The sequence below is a fragment of the Wolbachia endosymbiont of Drosophila simulans wHa genome, assembly GCF_000376605.1.
Lineage (GTDB): Bacteria > Pseudomonadota > Alphaproteobacteria > Rickettsiales > Anaplasmataceae > Wolbachia > Wolbachia pipientis.
This window is the reverse complement of sequence record NC_021089.1, coordinates 439,091-457,284: the sequence shown is the minus strand read 5'-3', so window position 1 is coordinate 457,284 and position 18,194 is coordinate 439,091. Positions and strand designations below refer to the sequence as shown.

The following is an 18,194-nucleotide window of genomic DNA, read 5'->3' as shown; positions in this document are numbered from 1 at the left end:
AATAAAAGATGAAAATACTAAACGAGACTTGCCAACTCAAAGGCAAGAAGCAGAGATAGGCTATAAAGTATTTAAAAAAGAAACGACTGATCAGTGGAAATCATTGCTTCGCGAAAAGGCTGGGCAAATTATAGCACAGTATATTGTGGGACCCATTCTTAAGGAAGGCGCTAATCATCTGGTTAGATATGTTGGAAGAAAGATAGGAGAAGCATATCAATCCTATAAAGAAAGTGAGTATCTTGAGCACTTTGAAGAATTGAAACAGGAGTACAAGGAAAAGCTACAGAGTGAACAACAATGTGACAATACTTCTAAAGCAGAAGACCACATTACAGAAAAATATCATGAAGATTTGCGAAAGCTGATGATTAAAACTAGAAATCCTGACTTACTTGCAGATATAGTCCGAGAAAACATTCCAATGGATATGACATGTGTTAACGCGTGTACTCAAGTAGTATATAAGATACTAAAAGAGCAAGGAGTTGTAATTCCAGGGCTAATCGTTATTGTTCAAGGAAATGGTGGTATAAGACAAGAATTTTCATCTATATCAGAAGGAACAGGAAGGATAATTATTCTTCTTGAGCTCAAAGATAATCATTTTGAATTTTGCGGAAGCAGCACATCGGAAAACAGTAGTGAATCAAAAAATAATTGCTTATATGAAGCTTTATCAGAAGCTATACCTGGATTAAGAAATATAATATCACCAGAAGGATTCAGAGATAAGGTAGCTGATTGTATTAAACATGATAAAGGAATACGGTATCACATTCAGCAAGGCTGGCACCGGCTTCCTATATCTCTTGGTGCGTTTGGTGGTGCATCTGCAAGAAAGCGTTCGAAGGTAATACATGATTTTGAATCGTCATCCTTTGATAATGAAGAGTTTCTTGATTACAAAGAATATCAATATAGGGAACGTAACGTATCTGATCACCTAAAAGACCGTTTTACACGCTTTTTTCGTATTGGTGGAATAATACAAAGAGCTTCTGAACAAACAAATATACTAAGGAATCAAGTAGTCAAAAGTGGATCAAGTAAGTTTCAAGATCAGAGTAGCAACAAAGGAAGAGAAATTCATGCAGCGCATGTAGTCAGACTTGGTGAGATTAATCACGAGATGGTAAAACAACCTGAACAGCTTTATAATGAACTCGTAAATTTTCTAGGTCATACACAAAATGTTCCAAAGTATGCAAACGTGTGGCATGGAATAGGTGGAGATATAGATAAGTTTCAATCAAGGAATCTAAAAGAATTAGGTAAGATAAATTTTAGAGAAAGCCTTACCGCAGGAGCTGCAAGTATAATAAAAAGCGTAAAGGAGGATTTTATAGCCGTACTAGATACCCGAATTAATGGAGGAAAGCTTAGTGATAGAGAGAAATTAGAGCTAATAAATGTAAAGACAGCTTTAACTAATATTACAATTGAGTCAGTATTTGAAAAAGGAAAAAAAGGTTATTCAGGTGAGGGCATGAATGCTTCACTGCCATTAAGTTAAGGAAGAAATGGTCAAAAACTGAACTAAAAAGTTAGAAACAACTAAGGATTTATGGCAAATACCAAAACAAAATAGAGTAGACTTTAAAGCAGATAAACTCTGAAGTGTAAATCACTTAAGAAATAGTTGATTTAGGAGTCATTTTACAGGAGCTATGGCAATAAGCTATCCAGTTATTATCAGAAGATATGAGTACTATCTTTTGGTCAAAATACATGCTTCCTAGCTCTTTTTTGGTAGTTCAGTGAACGAGTATTTGTTACTTTATTACGGTCAACTTTTCTTCCCTTTCTTATCACTAAAGTGTTCATCAAAAATAACTTTGATAATTGATCCATAATGCAGTCTGTGTCCGACTCTGTAGAAAAAATATCGAAAGCCAAGTTTTTTATTGCATTAAATGAGACAGATTTATTGATGCTTTTCTCAGACTTGCCATTGGCTAGGCCTGCGTTCAATGTCTCTTCTACATCTTCTGTTATAATACTTTCTAAGTTGCTAATAAAAATAGTTGACCAAAAATCCTGCTTAATAGCTTCAACACTTTTACCTGTATAGCTCTTCCCATAATAGTGGGAACAGGATAAAATAAAGACTTAGGGAAATAAGAAGGTAAAAGTGCCAGCAGCGTACAGTTATGACTTAAGGAAAAAAGCCATTCAGGCATTAGATGAAGGAGAGAGTAAAACAGCAGTAGCAAAGAGGTTCAAAATCGGTAGAATAACATTGTACAAATGGGAAAAAAGGCGGAAAGAAACAGGAATCGAAGAAACTGGGGAATAGAGGCTATAATCATAAAATCACCGATTGGAATGCATTTGCAGAATTTATAAAAAAATATGGCGCTAAAACACAATCAGAGGTGCTGAGGCAATATATAGTCATCAAACGATTCATAGAGCTCTAAAAAAAATTGGATTTACACGCAAAAAAAGACTTATGGATATAAAGAAAGAAACGAAGAAAAACGAGCTCAATTTTTGAAAATCATATCGGCAAAGTCCCCTAAAAATTTGGTATATATTGATGAATCTGGTATAGACAATACAGAAGATTACCCATATGGATATTGCAGAAAAGGAGAGAGATTTCATGCACTAAAATCAGGTAAGAAAACTCAGCATGATTGCAGCTTTAAATAAGGAAAAGATCGTTGCACCTATGACCTTCGAAGGCTATTGTGATACAGAGGTTTTTAATGGCTGGTTTGAGCAATTTCTTGCACCAATTTTACGGCCTGGACAAACCGTGATTTTGGATAATGCAACTTTTCATAAGTCTAAAAAGACTGTTGAATTTGCCAAAAGCATTGGTGTAGATATTCTGTATCTGCCGCCATATTCTCCAGATTTCAATAAAATTGAGCACCATTGGTTTGCTATCAAAAACAGAATCAGGAAAAACATTCCTCTTTTTAAATCTTTTCGCCAGGCTGTCGACTCTGCTTTTCTTCATTTGTTCCCACTATTATGAGAAAGGCTATAAAATTTTCTAAGCCTAATCTCCCTTTGAGTTTGGAAAAAAATGTTTCTACTCCCCAACGTAAATAGTATAATTCCCTAAATTCTTCAGCTTTAAACTGCTGTTCATCTAATAACGATGTAGCTAACACTTCAATCTCACCAGAATGAAGAACTATTTTGACTAATCGAAACTTTATTTTATCAGGTAATCCTAACTTTCTTAACTGTCTCGCTATTTTGACAGATGCAGTTGACACTACTACCGCATCAGATGGACTTTCTGGTTTAAACATAGCATTAATTTCATTAAATGACGAATATGGACAGCGAATTATGTAATTAATGCCTCTTTGTGCAAGCTCAGCAAAAAACCGATAAGAAACATATCCCCTATCACAGATCAGCAAATCATTAGATTTTACGCTACCAAGCATATCTATAGCTAAGGCAACTTCATAACTGTCACTTCTGCCAAGTACTGATTTTATTGCAACATTGTTTAGTACATCGTAACATACTTCAAAGGTTGTACTTGTGTAATCTCCGAGCTCTTTTTTGGTATAATTTCTTATTGGTCTCGATCCAAATTCATTTATCACCTCGCTACTTTTTGGCAGGATGAGTATAGAAGCATCAAATGCAAGCATTCTGAAACCATGGTAGGTTTTAAATTCCTTATCTTGGTAGTATAGAGAAACTATATCATCGTTTAGCTCTGAAAACGCAGTATGCTTTAGCTTTTTCCTTGCTTGAGTAAATGCACTTGCCGTAATTGTATAATCCTTTCTTGTATGTAGAATAAACTCATTAAGCATCACTTGTAATGATTTTACACTCTTTCTAAAGATCAGAAGAAATACATTAACAAAAGGCAACTTTCTTTTTCGCGAGAAATCTTTCGAGGATGTTTTGTGAGTGTTTATAAAATTTAAACTCATCAATTTATTCTTTATAAATGTGATTATTCTTTTTTTTACTCATATTATTACTTCTTTTGACTCACGGATCTTACTTGATTTTATAATACACTCCATCTCTTTTTCCTTAACTTAATGGCAGTGATGAATGCTTATCGATAGGCAACTACTTGCCATTGAATTTTAAAGAATATTGCAAGATTAATCGGGGGTTATTTTCTCTACCGTTCTCTACATTTTTATTACGGAAAGTTCAAATTCCAAATTAGGAAGAAATAGAGAAGCAAGTCAGAGAAGTTCCACAATTTTTAATCCACAGCTAAATGAGGAGTTATAGCTTTTTACCCAATAGTGAGAACATTTCATAAAAAAGCAGAATCGACAGCTTGACGAAAAGATTTGAACAGAGTTTCTGGCTCGGGTTTATAGCAAACCAATGATGCTCAGTTTCATTAAAATCTGGAGAATAAGGAGGAAGATACAGAATCTCTGCACCAATACCTTTGGCAAATTCACTTGTTTTCTTGGATTTATGAAAAGTTGCATTATCCAAAATCACTGTTTGCCCAGACTGTAATATTGGTACCAAAAATTGCTCGAATCAGCCATTAAAAACCTCTGTATCACAATACCCTTCAAAGGTCATAGGTGCAAAGATTTTTCCCTTACTTAAAGCTGCAATCATGCTGAGTTTTCTTACCTGATTTTAGTGTATGAAACCTTTCTCCCTTTCTGCAATATCCGTATATTCTGTATTCTCTATACCAGATTCATCAACATATCAAATTTTTAGGGGACTCTGCCGATATGACTTTCAAAAATTCAGCACGTTTTTCTTCGTTTCTTTCTTTATATCAATAAGTCTTTTTTTGCGCGTAAATCCACTTTTTTTAAAGCTCTATGAATCGTTTGATGACTATATATTGCCTCAGCACCTCTGATTGTGTTTTACCGCCATATTTTTTTATAAATTCTGCAAATGCATTCCAATCGGTGATTTTATGATTATAGCCTCTATTCCCCAGTTTCTTCGATTCCTGTTTCTTTCCGCCTTTTCTCCCATTTTTACAATGTTACTCTACCGATTTTGAACCTCTTTGCTACTGCTGTTTTACTCTCTCCTTCATCTAACGCCTGAATGGCTTTTTTCCTTAAGTCATAACTGTACGCTGCTGGCACTTTTACCTTCTTATTACCCTAAATCTCTATTTTATTCTGTTGCCACTATTATTAGAAGGGCTATAATTCAGTAAAATTTAAGAATTTTAATAGTTTAGCAGCATGAAACACGCAATAAACTGCCACTTTTAAATTTGATCAGACTTAATTAAAAAAGACAAGATTTTCAATAATTTGCCAAAATCTAATCCAGAATTCGGGTTGAAAACATAGCAAAAATTAGATGAAACTGCTTTACAACATAGTATAAGCTTACAATGGATAATATGTATAATTAGAAAGCAAGCTATAGGAAGAAAACTAAAATACAGAAATCAGAGACACCAAAAAAGAGATATAAATTTTAGACAAAGTAAGTCATGAAGGGTATATTTTACTTTCAATCAAAGCTTCTATGGCAATAATTCTTTTAGACACAAAAACTATAAATCGTATAGCAGCGGGAGAGGTAATAGAAAGGCCAGCGAGTGTAGTAAAGGAATTAGTAGAAAATGCAATAGATGCTGGAAGTTCAGAGATAGAGATCAAAATAGAAAGTGGTGGACGTAACCTTATAACTGTGACAGATGATGGAAATGGAATAGAAAAGGACGACTTAGAACTAGCGTTTATGAGGCATGCCACTTCAAAATTAAGCGATAGTGAGTTAATAGAAATCAAGCACCTTGGGTTTAGGGGAGAAGCTTTACCTTCAATTGCAGCAGTAAGCAGAATGAAATTATCATCCAAGGCAAGTGGAGCAAAGGAAGCATGGTCTATAAGATATGAGGGAGGAGAAAAAATAAGAGAGATTACCCCTTGTTCTTTGTTGCAAGGTACATATATTGAAGTTCGTGACTTATTTTTTGCTACACCAAATAGACTAAAGTTTCTAAAAACCGAAAGGGCAGAAACACAAAGTATTGTTGATATTGTGAATAACTTAGCGATGATTAATTATAGTATTGGGTTTACTCTCACTTCTGGTAATAAAAAGCTCTTAAAATATGTTAAGCAAACTTCGCTGTTCAACAGATTATGTGAAATAGAAGAAGAATTTCAAAGCAATTCACTGGAAGTTAAAGAGGAAGAAGAAGGCATCAAACTTAAGGGACACATCTGTAAACCTAATGTCAATCGTGGCAACTCAACTCAGATTTATACGTTTGTTAATGGAAGGCCAATAAAAGACAATCTACTTGTTGGTGCAATTAGATATGCGTATCACGATTTTATTCCAAACAATAGGTATCCTTTTGCAGTGTTGCATTTAGAAGTACCATATGACCAAGTAGATGTAAATGTGCATCCAAATAAATCGGAAGTAAGATTTCAGAATAAAAGGCTAATATATGAAATAGTGAGAAGAGGGATAATAAAAACACTATCAACGAGATTTACAGCGGGTGATCAAGGTATTGAAGAGGAGCTAATTTTTAATGATAGTAAAAGCCAAGAGCAGGTTGATAGTCAAGAGAAAAAAGATCAAAAAGAGTTTTATGAAAAGAGACCAAGTCTTTTAGAAAATCGTCTAATGAAAGAATTCAATGCACCAGATGAAAGAAGGCAAAGCTTACCAGAAACGTTTAAATATGGAGAATCTCCACCCCAAAAGGGAACGATGGTTTTAGAAAGGAAGCAAATTGATTTAATAGAGGATTATCCTCTGGGATATGCACGCTGTCAGGTCTACAATACTTACATTATTGCTGAGGCTAAAGGCAAATTAATTATAGTAGACCAGCACGCAGCTCATGAGAGGTTGATCTATGAGTGCTTAAAACAAAAATCAAGCATAAAAAGGCAAAAGCTTCTTCTTCCTGAAATAGTCGAGATTAAAAACCAAGCAGGAATGGAGATGGTTGAAATGTATAAAGATAAGCTTTTCGAAATGGGTTTTGGTATTGAAATAGAATCAGAAGATAAAGTAAGGGTGAAAGAAATACCTGCAATTTTAGGAACAATAAATGTGAAAGAGATGGTGATGAATATAGTTGATAGATTAATGGAGATAGGAGATACGCTACCTATAGAAGAAAAAGTGAACAAGATACTAGCTACCATTGCGTGCCATGGGTCAATTAGAGCTGGAAGGGAAATGAAGTTGGAGGAGATGAATGAGTTGATGAGACAAATGGAGGAAACACCTTATGCTGGGCAATGCAATCACGGAAGACCAACGTATATAGAAATGAAACTAAGTGATATAGAAAAATTGTTTGAAAGGAGATGAGTTCAGTTTGTCAAAAAGGTTCCCAATTAAGTATACGTAACGGCTCTTCTGATTATGAGTATAAAATGTGAAAAAAGAGAATAAATGCTCTAATTTTTTAGATTACAAAGTAATAGGACAGGAAGTAAGAAATCGTAGGTTAGCAAAGGGATATACTCAAAAAGATTTAGCAAAAAAAATCGATACAACATATCAGGTAATACTGCAATATGAAAAAGGAACACGCAGAATTTCAATTAAGAAGTTATATGAATTAGCAGAAGCATTATCAACAACTGCTAGAGATCTAGCTTGCGGACAAGAAGTATCAAATGAGGAAAGGTATGAGGAAGAAGAGATATTAAATCTAGTAAGAAGACATAAAGAGATTAAGGACCAAGAATTACGTGAAACGTTTTATTTATTAACTAAATTCATCCGTATTAGTGAGGAAGAAAGTGGAAAGGCAGTAAAAGTAGAGGTGGCAAAGGGTTTAGTTAAGGAAGGAGTTTCTGCTCATGTTATCTCTCAAACGACCAGTTTATCTATTGATGAATATGATAATGATGAGAAAAAAATTTCTATTCCGTATAAAGTAGGTCAAAGAATAAAAGAATGGAGATTGATACGAGGATACACTCAAGAAGATTTAGCAAGTAAAGTAGGCATAATAAATCAAAGAATATATGAATATGAACAAGGACGAGCTGCTGTTTCACTTGAAATGTTAGATGAAATAGCAAAGGTATTATCAATCAGTATCATAGATCTACTTCCCGAATCAGATGAAGAAGTGGAAGAAAAGCTATCAAATTTGATAGAAGAATACAAAAAGATTGAGAGTCGGGAATTACGCGATATGCTAATCAAGTCTTTATTTGAAGGTATACATGTTTATAGAGAAAAGGTCAGAAAGGAAAAGAAGATTGAAGTTGCAAGGAATTTAGTGAAAGAAGGAATTTCTGTTGATATTATCTTGCAAACGACAGGCTTATCAAATTATATGATTGAGAAATTTTTGTGATTTCATAAAAACTTAGCCAATAGTGGATTTTTTTGTGATAGAATATATGTTTGCTTCTGTAGGAAAAACAGCTTTTAGAGGATTTATCTATGATAATTCAGAGCATATTGAGCTACGAGCTAGGGAAAAAAATAGAAGGTTGTAGGATAGTACAAGGGTATACTCAGGCAAAATTAGCAAGAAAAATTGGTTTAACACATAAGGAAATACATAACTTTGAACTAGGGTGCAAGGCTATTACAATCAAAGAATCGTATATAATAGCAGGAGCATTGTCAGTTAATGTTATAGATCTACTTCCAGAACCAACAGTACTAAGAGAAAACAGTTGGTATGAAGATGAGGATAAAGAAATAGTCTATCTAACAAAAATACATAGAGAAATTAAGGATCAGGAATTACGCAAGAAGCTGTATCCATTAGTAAGGTTTGTATATATTAGCGAGAAAATTAGCCAAGAAGAAGCGAAAATAGAAGTAGCAAAGAATCTAGTGAAAGAAGGAGTTTCAGTTGATATTATTTCCCAAGTGACTCGCTTATCTACTTATGAGTATGATGATATAGAGAAAGAAATTTGTACTGATTCTATACTCTACAAAGTGGGGAAAAGGATAAAAGAGGAGAGATTAATACGGGAATACACTCAGGAGGACTTGGCAAATAAAATCGGTTCAACACCTAAAGAAATACACGACTATGAACGAGGATATACAGATATTCCAATTGAAATATTATATAAGATAGCAAAGACATTATCAGTTAACATTAAAGCTCTTGGACTAACAGAATATGAAAATGAGCCAGTTTTTGGGTTTATAGGTAAATGCGAAAAAATTGAGGATCAAGAATTACTGGATACGGTAGCCAGATCTTTATCTGAAGGAATGCAAACTGGTAAAGAAAAGGTTAAAAAAGCAGAGAAAATCAAGATTGCAAAAGATCTAGTTAAGGAAGGTGTTGCTATTGATATTATTGTGCGAGCAAGTGGCCTAACTGCTGATGAGTTGGGTGAGTGTGAAAATTGAATATGTTTAAGATATAAGTAAAGTTAGTTAATGATTTAACCAGCAGAATTTGCTAACCAACTTTTTTGGCTCAGTTGAATTTTGCTTGGTATAAATTAAGATATGAAATCGCAAAGTTTATCTATTAATTTCTGGTTGTCCTCTATCATTGCATTTGCCTCTTGCTGAAGAGATTTGATATTTTTGAGTGTAATATTGTCCATCTCAGTCGATGCTACTTTCAATTGCGATTGTATTCTTATATATTTATCGTCTATTACTTGTTCTAGTTGATAATCAACGCAATCCAGAGGCAAACATCACATTCAGTAGTGGCTTGATCCACCCTATTTTGCCAAATTTCCTTGAGTTAGCATACTTTATACTTCTATCTGTTCCACCAGTGCCTATTGATAGCAGTATAATCTCATCATTTGGAAATAACCTCTTACCACTTGCATATGCACAAGCCGCTGGATTATTTGCAAACACTCCACCATCTATCAATACTCTCTCTGTTTGGCTAATTTTCAGACGTTTTGGTGTGAAGTACGTTGGAGCAGCTGTTGTAGCTCTGAGTGCATCTTTCAACTTAATGTTTTTTTCTTTCCAACTTTTGAAGAAAAATTCACAACTATTGTGAATGTCATAACTGGTGAGTAGTAGATTACTCGCAACATCGGCCATAGTACTTTCACCAAAGTATTTGTTGAGAATAAATTCCATATTTCTATATGAGTACTGAGAACCACTCAGCCAAGAAGCAATTGATTTTCTCCAAAATGATGATTGAAAGATATATGCTCCATACTCTTGGTAAAGTTCAACCAAATCATTGGCAGAGTATTGAAGTTTATTGCTTTTACAAAGTCCAGCAACAATAATCCCACCGGTTGAGGTTCCTGCCATTAAATCAAAAATCTGGGAAATTGGCTTTTTTGTCCTAGATTCAATTTCTGCTAGAATAATGGCAGGTATTATCCCTCTAATGCCACCTCCATCTACAGATAAAATGTACTTTGTCACTGTAAAATTTATTTGTGTTTGTGAATAGCTTCAAGTTCGTTGACTTCTTCAGTGAGGTTTTTCACTCTCTCTTCAAGTCGATAGACTATTTCGATTAGTCCTTGGTTTTTTTCTATAAATTTATCATGGATGTGTACACGTAAGTCAAGTTTTGCCAACCACCATATGAATCCTACAGTCTGTAGAACTATTGTTATTATTACCGCTATTGGGATTTTTTGCTTTTTCATGTGAAAATATTAACTTGTTATGGATAGTTTTGGAAATTTATATGCAGATTATAGAAAACTTACAGCTTTAGTGATTACTTTTTGTTGATTCGTATCGGTCCTCTGCTTCTGCAAGTAGCTTAATGATTTCATCATAAGGTTTGTCCTTATTATGCCGTGATCTTAATACAGCAATTTTCCTTGGTGTTTTTCCATCTGTATCTCTAATGGTAGGGTCTGAACCTTTGTCTAATAAAAATCTAATTATCTCCAATTTGCCTTCATATGTAGCTGCATGTAAAGGTGTCCATCTTTCATATTTCGTAGCATTTATATCAACTCCTTTTTCTACTAGGAATTTTACAACCTCTGCACATCCCTCTTCTGCAGCATAATGTAGTGCTGTTAATTTAGGGATCTGCACATTAATATCTAATAGATTTTCTACTAAGAATTTTACAGTCTCTAAGTTACAATTTTGAGAAGCAATGCGTAATATCGTTTTATAATTATCTGCAGCCTTTGCCTTCATGTAGGAATAGGTAGCAATAATACATACTATTAATGTTATAAGCCACCAAAAATGCAGCTTGTTTTTTGTATCTTGACCCAATTTATCCATATTCAACATCTTTTTAATATTAAATAGATCATTTACTCATTTTTTATTAACATTACTTACTCAAAGATGCTGACAACATAGTAAGGTAACCTGAGCTATTTAAAGTATGCTCCGCTCTATTAACTATCCATTCACCATCTACCGCTTGGTTAAAGTCTATAAGATTAAGTTTAGCTTCTGCAAAAATTTGAGGATTACCAGGCATAGTTATATCTAAAGCTTCATTGTTACGCTTCAATTGTTTCAACTTGGCATTTGCTGCACTCAGCGCTGACTCTGCATTAGAGTAAAGTTCCAGCATAATATAACTTGGCTCGCTACTACCAACTGTTTCTTTAATAGTTTCGCCCTTTTCATAGCTATGCCACTTTGCCACTACTGAATTATACTTATCACGTACGGTAAAATGTACTTTCCAGTTAATTGTATCTTGAGGTCTAATAGTCGTTGTTCCTAAAGCTTTTCCTGTGGCTGATTTTGCCATATTCTTTGAAATAAACAATATATACCCACCAGCTAATTTTGCCATTGCTTCACGCTCTGTTGCGATCTTTGTTAACAGACTTATGTCACTTTCATCTGCCTGATTAATGTGGGGTATCAATACATTCTTAAATTCCTTAGCGACTTTGTATCCATATCCATGTTTTTGGGCTATTTCTTTTACTAAGTTTTCTATGGTAATTTGGCGCCATTCTTTTGATACTTTTGCCTTCAAAGATATTCTTAAATTTGTTGCATGAGCTTTGATTAGTAGAGTCTTAGGTGGACCCTGTATAGTCACTTCGTTGACTGTATATATACCCATTGGAAAGATTTCAAATTCCTTATAACCTAGTGCTATGTTCAATTCATTCGGAATATCTATGTCTTCATCCCTGTAATCAACACACACTTCAACTACATCATCTATTATTCCTGATTCATCTGTAAGGTGCAATGATATAACTCTATCTTTAATTGATTCACATTTATCTATTATAAAATCTGGCTGCATTTATTCCCAGACCTTTAATTTTGACTTTTGTACTATTTTCTTAATAGTAGGAAGCTTTATCCTTAATCCTGCAGGCAAAAAGCTTCCGTATTCTGCCAAACCTAAGTTCTCTGCTAGTACTAATTCCACTACTCCATCAGTAAATCCGTAATGTTTCCAGCAAATCAGATCTAACATCTCATTTTCTTTACTCACATAGTATACAGTCATCTATAGCTTTTTAAACTCAAACTAAATTCAACTTTTCTTGGTAGTCCATTAGGTAAAAAATACATCTGCTTTTCTTCTAACCTAGTAATTACGAATTGTCCTAAAATATTACCTAAACTATCTACTAAAATATGTGGTTTTTCAGCTTCTTTCACACTCTTTAATTGATTTAGCCCGTTGAGATTATGCAGATAAATCATTCCTTCTAAATCTATATTTTCTACACCTTGACCGATATTTTGTAATAGTGGCATATTTTCAATACACTCAATCGTGCTCCAACGATTTTCTCTGCTATACTTTAAACTTGTGGGAGCAAACTTATACGGACCAAGAGATAGCATCAATAAAATGTCTCTACCGTATCAAATAAAACATCACGTGACTTTTCTCTTATCCTTTTTATTACTTCATCTGCAAGACTACGAACATCTTGGTTAGGTTCTGCTTTAATGCTGATAGTGTAATTATTAGTGATGTTCTGAGTTTTATTTTGTTCTTTATTTTCAAACTTACTCCTTGCAAATATCTTATCGCTCTCTGTCTCCTCAATAAGGCTTTTGACTCTGAAGCTATTTTTATTTCTCTTTGAAAATTCTTTAATTATACTGTTACCTAGCACAGGATTTCCACTGTTGAGAATATTACTCTTTATGGGAGTATGGACTGCTTTTATTTCAGTTTTTCTTTTTTCAAATTCTTTCAGTGGGCTATTTTCCAATACTTTTCCAAATACACTTTCCCCTATCCATGAAAAAGCTTTTCCTATAGGTTCAATGAGTGATTTCCACAAGCTAGAGAAAAAGTCTTTCACCTTTTGCCAGTTAGCTATAACAAGAGCTGCACCAGTAACAAGTCCAGCAACTAAAAGTCCTATAGGGTTAGCGAGTGTTATTGCTCTTAGTCCTGTTACTACTGCAGGAAAAACTGTAGCTGATAAAAATGAAAATACTCCAAGTAGGTTTGCTTTCAGACTAAAAATCGTACTTCCTAGCAATGTAAATCCGTATCCTAGTCCTACTACTACAATTTTTAAACTTATCAAGGCTGCTACAGTACCCATGATCGCCGTGGTTAAAGTTGGATATTTTTCTGCAAACTCTGCTATATATCTAGTTTTTTCTTGTAAAAATTCAGCTATAGATTTTAAAGTAGGCAACATCACTGAGCCCAGGTTCATACCAACTTCAGCTATTGCATTTCGAAGAAGTCGTAATTTATTAGCTGTAGTGTCTGCACGATTTTTGAATTCTTCTTGTAGAGAGCTCTTGTACTTTTCTGTATTAGCCAATAACTTTATTGCATCCTCATACTTATTAAAACTTCCAGCTAATAATGCAATATCATCTTGATATTCCTGACCGAAAAGTTTCATAAGGATTGTAGAACGTTCCTGGTTATCCATTTTCTTTAGAGTTTGAAAAAAATAGAGTAATGCTTCTTCGCCGTTTTCGCTTATTCTTTGTACTATTTCTTCTGCAGTTATTCCCATTTGCTCTAATGCTGCTTTAAAATCCCCTCCTTGTTCTTCAGCAGTCTGAAGTTTACTAAGTAGAGCATTTATAGCAGTTGCAGCTTTTGCTGGTTGTTTACCTAAACTAACGAAGGCATTTACTAAACTACTTGTTTCCTTGATGTCAAGACCAAATTGTTTTGCAGTACCACCAACTATTGCTAGAGCTTCAACCATATCTTTTGCTTTGGCAGCAGTGTTATCTGATAAGTGATTGATTACATTACCAACGTATTCCATTTTACTAACATCAATTCCATAAACGTTAGAGAGTTTAGCTATAGAATCACCTGCTTGCTCTGCAGACATATCAAATGCTGTAGACATTTTTGCCACTGTTTCTGTAAACATAAAAAGATCTTCTTTCTTGATACCAAGTTGACCACCACTTGCAGCTATTTGTGCCAGTTCTGCGGCTGATAATGGTATAGTACGTGACATCTCTTTTAACTTCTTTGCAAATTTAGTTTCTTCATCCGTCCCTTTTTTAAAATCTACCACTTTTGTAACATCAGCCATAGCACTTTCAAAGTCAATTGCAACTTTAACTGGAGCTGCAAGCGTTAGCCCTAGCCCAATAGTCTCTATAATTTGTGACTTAAAATGTGCTTTGCTTGCTAAAAAACTTTGGTGACTACGTATTGCAGATCCAAGCTTACCATACTTACCTTTTAATACTTCAATAGAAGAGCCAAGTTTATGTTGGTCACTTACTAAGTACTTAATATTTCTTCCACTTTTTCTTACTTCTTCATTAAATGAATGCAAAGCATCTCTCTTTTTCAAATATGCTTCTTTTGCTTTTATTGCAGAGGTTTTGGCCTTGTCAAATTCTGCTTTTAAAGTTTTGCTCGGTTTCTCTATTGCCTTCATTTGTTTAGCTAAAGATTTTACTTGATCTTCAAAGCCTTTCCATGACCTCTTGCTAGTCAAAACATCATGACCTAACTGCTTAAACTTTGATACTGATTTTAAAGATGAGTCAAGCTTTCTTATATTCTCACCAAGATGAGTAAGTTGACTGCTACTTCCTTTTATTACAGTACTGAAACTGCCATCTAAAACTGCTCCGATTTTTATAGATAATGTTGACATTGTACCTTCCTCGCTGCTTTATGCCATAAGATAAATTCATTAATCTCCATATCAAGTATTTGTTCAACCCCGCCTCCTACAACAGAGCTGAACATTAATACTTCTAATCTCAAGTTTTTTGGATAATCGGTGAAAAAAAATCCTTTAATACCTCTTGAATTTTCACATAATCAGCAATATCTAACTCTTCAATTGCTTCTTTTGCAACTGATGTCAAATTGGCAGTCAAAGTTACTTCTTTACTAAGGTCACTACCATTTAAGCGTTCAATTGCAAGATAGTCTCTAACTTTTGGACGTCTAACAGTAAGTTCTGAGACAGAAATTTCATCAACTGTTATTGGGTTATTAAGTGTTATAGCTTGCATGTTCCTCCTTAAAAAGTTAATTAAATAAAAGTCTATATCGGCTTTTACATAACTAATTTCTTTGTATGGTGCTATAAATAGGATTAGCTTTGATAAGAATCTTTTCTGTGTTCAATTGAAGTAATAACTACTGTATGTTCTGGTACATCTATATAATAAAGTATACCTCACCCGTAGACTACGTTGTCCACTTAAGTTATGCTTTAATGGCTTTCCAAGTCCAATTGGATCAACTGTTAGACGCTCCATTATTGCCTTCTTAATCATTAACTTTACTTTTGCTGGAAGAGCCGGAATGTCTTTCTTTATAACAGATTCTGAATAGTCTATATTGTAAGGCTTAATCCCAGAAGGCATCTTGATGTTTAACCCTCTTTTCTTTATAGCGTTCGTCAGCAATCTTAGATAATTCCATATCTTCAATTTCTTCTTCCATTAATTCAGTTAATAACTTTAAAACGGACTTTCTTGAGATTGTGCTACACTAACAAGTAAACCAGTTAGCTGCTCTATGGAATTTGTATGAGCTTTAGAATCCATATTAACTATATACCTACAACTTCTTATATTTTAACATTTTTATGTAATTTTGTCAACCATATTAGATCCCTAGAATCGTTTGTAGCAAGGCCATTTGATCAACGCCATTTATCTTTCTAATCATATTTTCAGCATCGATTTCTATCAGCTCATTACCGCCTATAGTAAGTTTATAGTAATGGGCAGCTACAGTACATTTCAGCATTGCTTTCTCAGCAGGTTTCCAGTTACCAAAATCAAATTCTTTAAAAATGCCTCTTAAATTGATTATTACTGCTCCAATATCATTACTTCCACTACCTTGCATTCCACCTCTGAGCGTCAAAGATACCGAATTTCCATTTATCAACCCAAATAGCCGAAAGAGCTCTGTATCGTATTCAGCAAAAGTGAAATCTGCTTCAAGCTTTTCCATGCCCATGTCAATATTTATTGGAATATCCATACCACCAGCACGGTACTCTTCTGTTTTTATGGTAAGCTTTGGTAGCGTAATTTCATCTATTTTTCCTGCATAACCACGACCATCTACAAATACGTTAAAATTTCTCAGTATTTTGGGTAACACTTCGCTTTCTCCTAACTTATTACACTATTATTTACAAGATGGGATCTGAATATTATTTGCTCAGCTGGATATGGCGGTGTAAACTCAAAATCAAAAGACACTTTTCCGCTTGCAATATTTGCCGGTGTATTGAGTTCGGGAGTTGCATAACATTTTCCACTGATAATTGCTCCTTGCGCTTTTAAACTTGCAAGGTAAGAATTCACCCCCTCAATCACATCATCTATATAAGTTTTTGTGATATTGCGATCAACTGCCCAGAGATGAGCTCGAAGTAAACTATCGTTAATTAAATCTGCAGTGCGCCTTACTGATGGAAAAGCCCATTTCGAATCGTTTGAACATGTTCTATTTCCCCAAAGCCTATAGCCATTTTGATGAATTATCGTTGTTACTTCATTTTCATTTAAATGGTTTGCTCTACAATTTGTATTACCGAGCGTAAAATCAATAGGCCTGCTTGTTCCAACAATACCATTTATCTCTTTATTTGAAGGTGAGTGCCAAAATCCTTGTTCGCTATCTACTTTTGCTATTAAACCAGCTACAAATGGGCTTGCTGGCAAGGTTCCTTCTTTTCCTTCAATAAATACCTTAACCCAAGGGTCAACTACGTAAACTCTTGAGCTGCCTACACTTTTTCTCCATTTTATTGCTTCTTCATCATTAGTATTTGGTCCATCTGCAACAATAATTGCTCTTAATTTTTCTGCTATGGAAATTAAAGCACTCACTACTGGATTTACTCCATCTATTTCAGGTAACTGATGAGTAAACTGAGGTGCAATTAATATTCTTGGAGCAATATGAACTATGCTTTCACTACTGAGGAATGCCTCTATCCCTTGATACTCTCCAGTCTCTTTATCAACACCGCCAATTATATTTTGGATAGTTTCACTTTCTTTGAGCTTTGAATCGCTGTTTTCACTTTCTTTAACTCGAATAACTACTACTGTTGCACCAATCTGGGAAAATATTCCGTTTGTTGCAGAAGGTAAACTGCCACTCTTTCCAAGTCTTGCTGCTTCTTTTAAGCTTCCTGCAATTAACACTGGTTTATTTAGCGGAAACTTTTGCTCATCAGCTTCAGGTGCAGTACCAATTACACCTATCACTGATGATTTAGCTGTACGTACTGTCTTTGCTCCTGAGGTTACCTCAATAACATTTACTCCGTGTAAAAATTCTTCAGCCATTTCTTTGTATCTTTTGTTTAAAATCGTTTAGTAAGTTCTCTAGCTCATTTTTACTTTTGGCTTCTGCAATTTTCTTCTTGGTAATGTCTTCCAACTCTTCACATTTAATTATTTCTTTTACTGCTTTTTTTGCTTTTTCTTCAATTATTCTTGCCATTTCAATAACTGTAATACCACGGACTTTTGCTAAAGGCTCTATAATTTCTGCATCTTTTTCATCTATAGATTCTGGTGCTGCTAGAATGCTTTTTGCGGCTTTTTCTTGTATTTGATACGATTTAGCTTTTTGGTGAGAATTTCCAGCGTATTCGTTAGTATAGTTATTAAAATAAAAACGAAGTGCAGAAAGTTTCGCATTTTCCAATAACTCCAGCTCAATATCTTCCTTATTCCTTTCAACAATTTTCTCTCCTTCTGTTAAACAATAACTTTTTTGCCAGTCAAAATTCTTTGGTGCTTCATACCAATCATTTCCAGTTGGCTTGTTTTCAAGTGTTGTTGTTTCAATCTGCTTGTGGTTTTCAAAACGTATATAAATAGTCACAAATTCCTCC

At 34.3% G+C, this 18,194-nt stretch carries 14 protein-coding genes and 5 pseudogenes; 5 read left to right on the top strand and 14 right to left on the bottom strand.

Annotated elements, in window-relative coordinates; genetic code table 11:
• The first annotated feature begins 28 nt into the window (after positions 1 to 28).
• Positions 29 to 1,516, top strand: coding sequence for a hypothetical protein (locus tag WHA_RS02065; protein WP_015589027.1), 1,488 nt, complete (start codon positions 29 to 31; stop codon positions 1,514 to 1,516).
• Positions 1,517 to 1,722: 206 nt separating this feature from the next.
• On the opposite strand, the pseudogene WHA_RS02060 reads toward WHA_RS02065, so the two are convergent.
• Positions 1,723 to 2,079 (bottom strand): annotated as a pseudogene (locus tag WHA_RS02060) (IS4-like element ISWpi18 family transposase); the annotation flags it as partial.
• Between the two features lie 55 nt (positions 2,080 to 2,134).
• Here WHA_RS02060 and WHA_RS06305 point away from each other — a divergent pair.
• Positions 2,135 to 2,989, top strand: a pseudogene (locus tag WHA_RS06305) (IS630 family transposase).
• A gap of 10 nt (positions 2,990 to 2,999) precedes the next feature.
• On the opposite strand, the pseudogene WHA_RS06300 reads toward WHA_RS06305, so the two are convergent.
• Positions 3,000 to 3,917: pseudogene (locus WHA_RS06300) on the bottom strand (IS4 family transposase); the annotation flags it as partial.
• Between the two features lie 341 nt (positions 3,918 to 4,258).
• A pseudogene (locus WHA_RS06965) lies at positions 4,259 to 5,075 on the bottom strand (IS630 family transposase).
• Between the two features lie 394 nt (positions 5,076 to 5,469).
• Here WHA_RS06965 and mutL point away from each other — a divergent pair.
• From mutL to wmk (WHA_RS02030), 3 genes are all read left to right on the top strand, one after another.
• Positions 5,470 to 7,287, top strand: a complete 1,818-nt coding sequence (gene mutL / locus WHA_RS02040) for a DNA mismatch repair endonuclease MutL (RefSeq protein ID WP_015589025.1) — start codon at positions 5,470 to 5,472, stop codon at positions 7,285 to 7,287.
• A 67-nt stretch (positions 7,288 to 7,354) separates the two neighbouring features.
• Complete coding sequence (gene wmk / locus WHA_RS02035; RefSeq protein ID WP_015589024.1) at positions 7,355 to 8,290, top strand: WO male-killing family protein Wmk; 936 nt, start codon at positions 7,355 to 7,357, stop codon at positions 8,288 to 8,290.
• Between the two features lie 89 nt (positions 8,291 to 8,379).
• Positions 8,380 to 9,315 carry a WO male-killing family protein Wmk gene (gene wmk, locus WHA_RS02030; RefSeq protein WP_015589023.1) on the top strand — a complete coding sequence of 312 codons (936 nt, stop codon included), beginning with the start codon at positions 8,380 to 8,382 and terminating at the stop codon, positions 9,313 to 9,315.
• A gap of 95 nt (positions 9,316 to 9,410) precedes the next feature.
• Here the strand turns inward: wmk (WHA_RS02030) and WHA_RS02025 are convergent.
• From WHA_RS02025 to WHA_RS01965, 11 genes and pseudogenes are all read right to left on the bottom strand, one after another.
• Positions 9,411 to 10,320: pseudogene (locus tag WHA_RS02025) on the bottom strand (patatin-like phospholipase family protein).
• A gap of 8 nt (positions 10,321 to 10,328) precedes the next feature.
• The gene (locus tag WHA_RS02020; RefSeq protein WP_015589022.1) at positions 10,329 to 10,550 is read right to left on the bottom strand and encodes a hypothetical protein; all 222 of its coding nucleotides are present in this window, start codon (positions 10,548 to 10,550) and stop codon (positions 10,329 to 10,331) included.
• A gap of 67 nt (positions 10,551 to 10,617) precedes the next feature.
• A complete protein-coding gene (locus WHA_RS02015; RefSeq protein WP_015589021.1) occupies positions 10,618 to 11,151 on the bottom strand; it encodes an ankyrin repeat domain-containing protein in 534 nt (177 codons plus the stop codon).
• Between the two features lie 52 nt (positions 11,152 to 11,203).
• On the bottom strand, positions 11,204 to 12,148 hold the full coding sequence (locus WHA_RS02010; RefSeq protein ID WP_015589020.1) for a contractile injection system protein, VgrG/Pvc8 family: 945 nt from the start codon (positions 12,146 to 12,148) through the stop codon (positions 11,204 to 11,206).
• The gene (locus tag WHA_RS02005) at positions 12,149 to 12,358 is read right to left on the bottom strand and encodes a tail protein X (RefSeq protein ID WP_015589019.1); all 210 of its coding nucleotides are present in this window, start codon (positions 12,356 to 12,358) and stop codon (positions 12,149 to 12,151) included. It lies immediately after the preceding gene.
• Positions 12,355 to 12,702, bottom strand: coding sequence for a phage tail protein (locus WHA_RS02000; RefSeq protein ID WP_015589018.1), 348 nt, complete (start codon positions 12,700 to 12,702; stop codon positions 12,355 to 12,357). The genes WHA_RS02005 and WHA_RS02000 overlap by 4 nt, the downstream gene beginning before the upstream one ends.
• Positions 12,702 to 14,966 (bottom strand): phage tail tape measure protein, encoded by a 2,265-nt coding sequence (locus WHA_RS01995; RefSeq protein ID WP_015589017.1) that lies wholly within the window; start codon positions 14,964 to 14,966, stop codon positions 12,702 to 12,704. The genes WHA_RS02000 and WHA_RS01995 overlap by 1 nt, the downstream gene beginning before the upstream one ends.
• 109 nt (positions 14,967 to 15,075) lie before the next feature.
• A complete protein-coding gene (locus tag WHA_RS01990; protein WP_015589016.1) occupies positions 15,076 to 15,333 on the bottom strand; it encodes a phage tail assembly protein in 258 nt (85 codons plus the stop codon).
• A 601-nt stretch (positions 15,334 to 15,934) separates the two neighbouring features.
• Positions 15,935 to 16,441, bottom strand: coding sequence for a phage major tail tube protein (locus WHA_RS01975; RefSeq protein WP_015589014.1), 507 nt, complete (start codon positions 16,439 to 16,441; stop codon positions 15,935 to 15,937).
• An 11-nt stretch (positions 16,442 to 16,452) separates the two neighbouring features.
• Entirely contained in the window at positions 16,453 to 17,640 is a 1,188-nt protein-coding gene (locus WHA_RS01970) for a phage tail sheath subtilisin-like domain-containing protein (RefSeq protein ID WP_015589013.1), read from the bottom strand.
• A complete protein-coding gene (locus tag WHA_RS01965) occupies positions 17,633 to 18,184 on the bottom strand; it encodes a hypothetical protein (RefSeq protein ID WP_015589012.1) in 552 nt (183 codons plus the stop codon). Before WHA_RS01965 ends, WHA_RS01970 begins: the two co-directional genes overlap by 8 nt.
• Positions 18,185 to 18,194 lie beyond the last annotated feature (10 nt).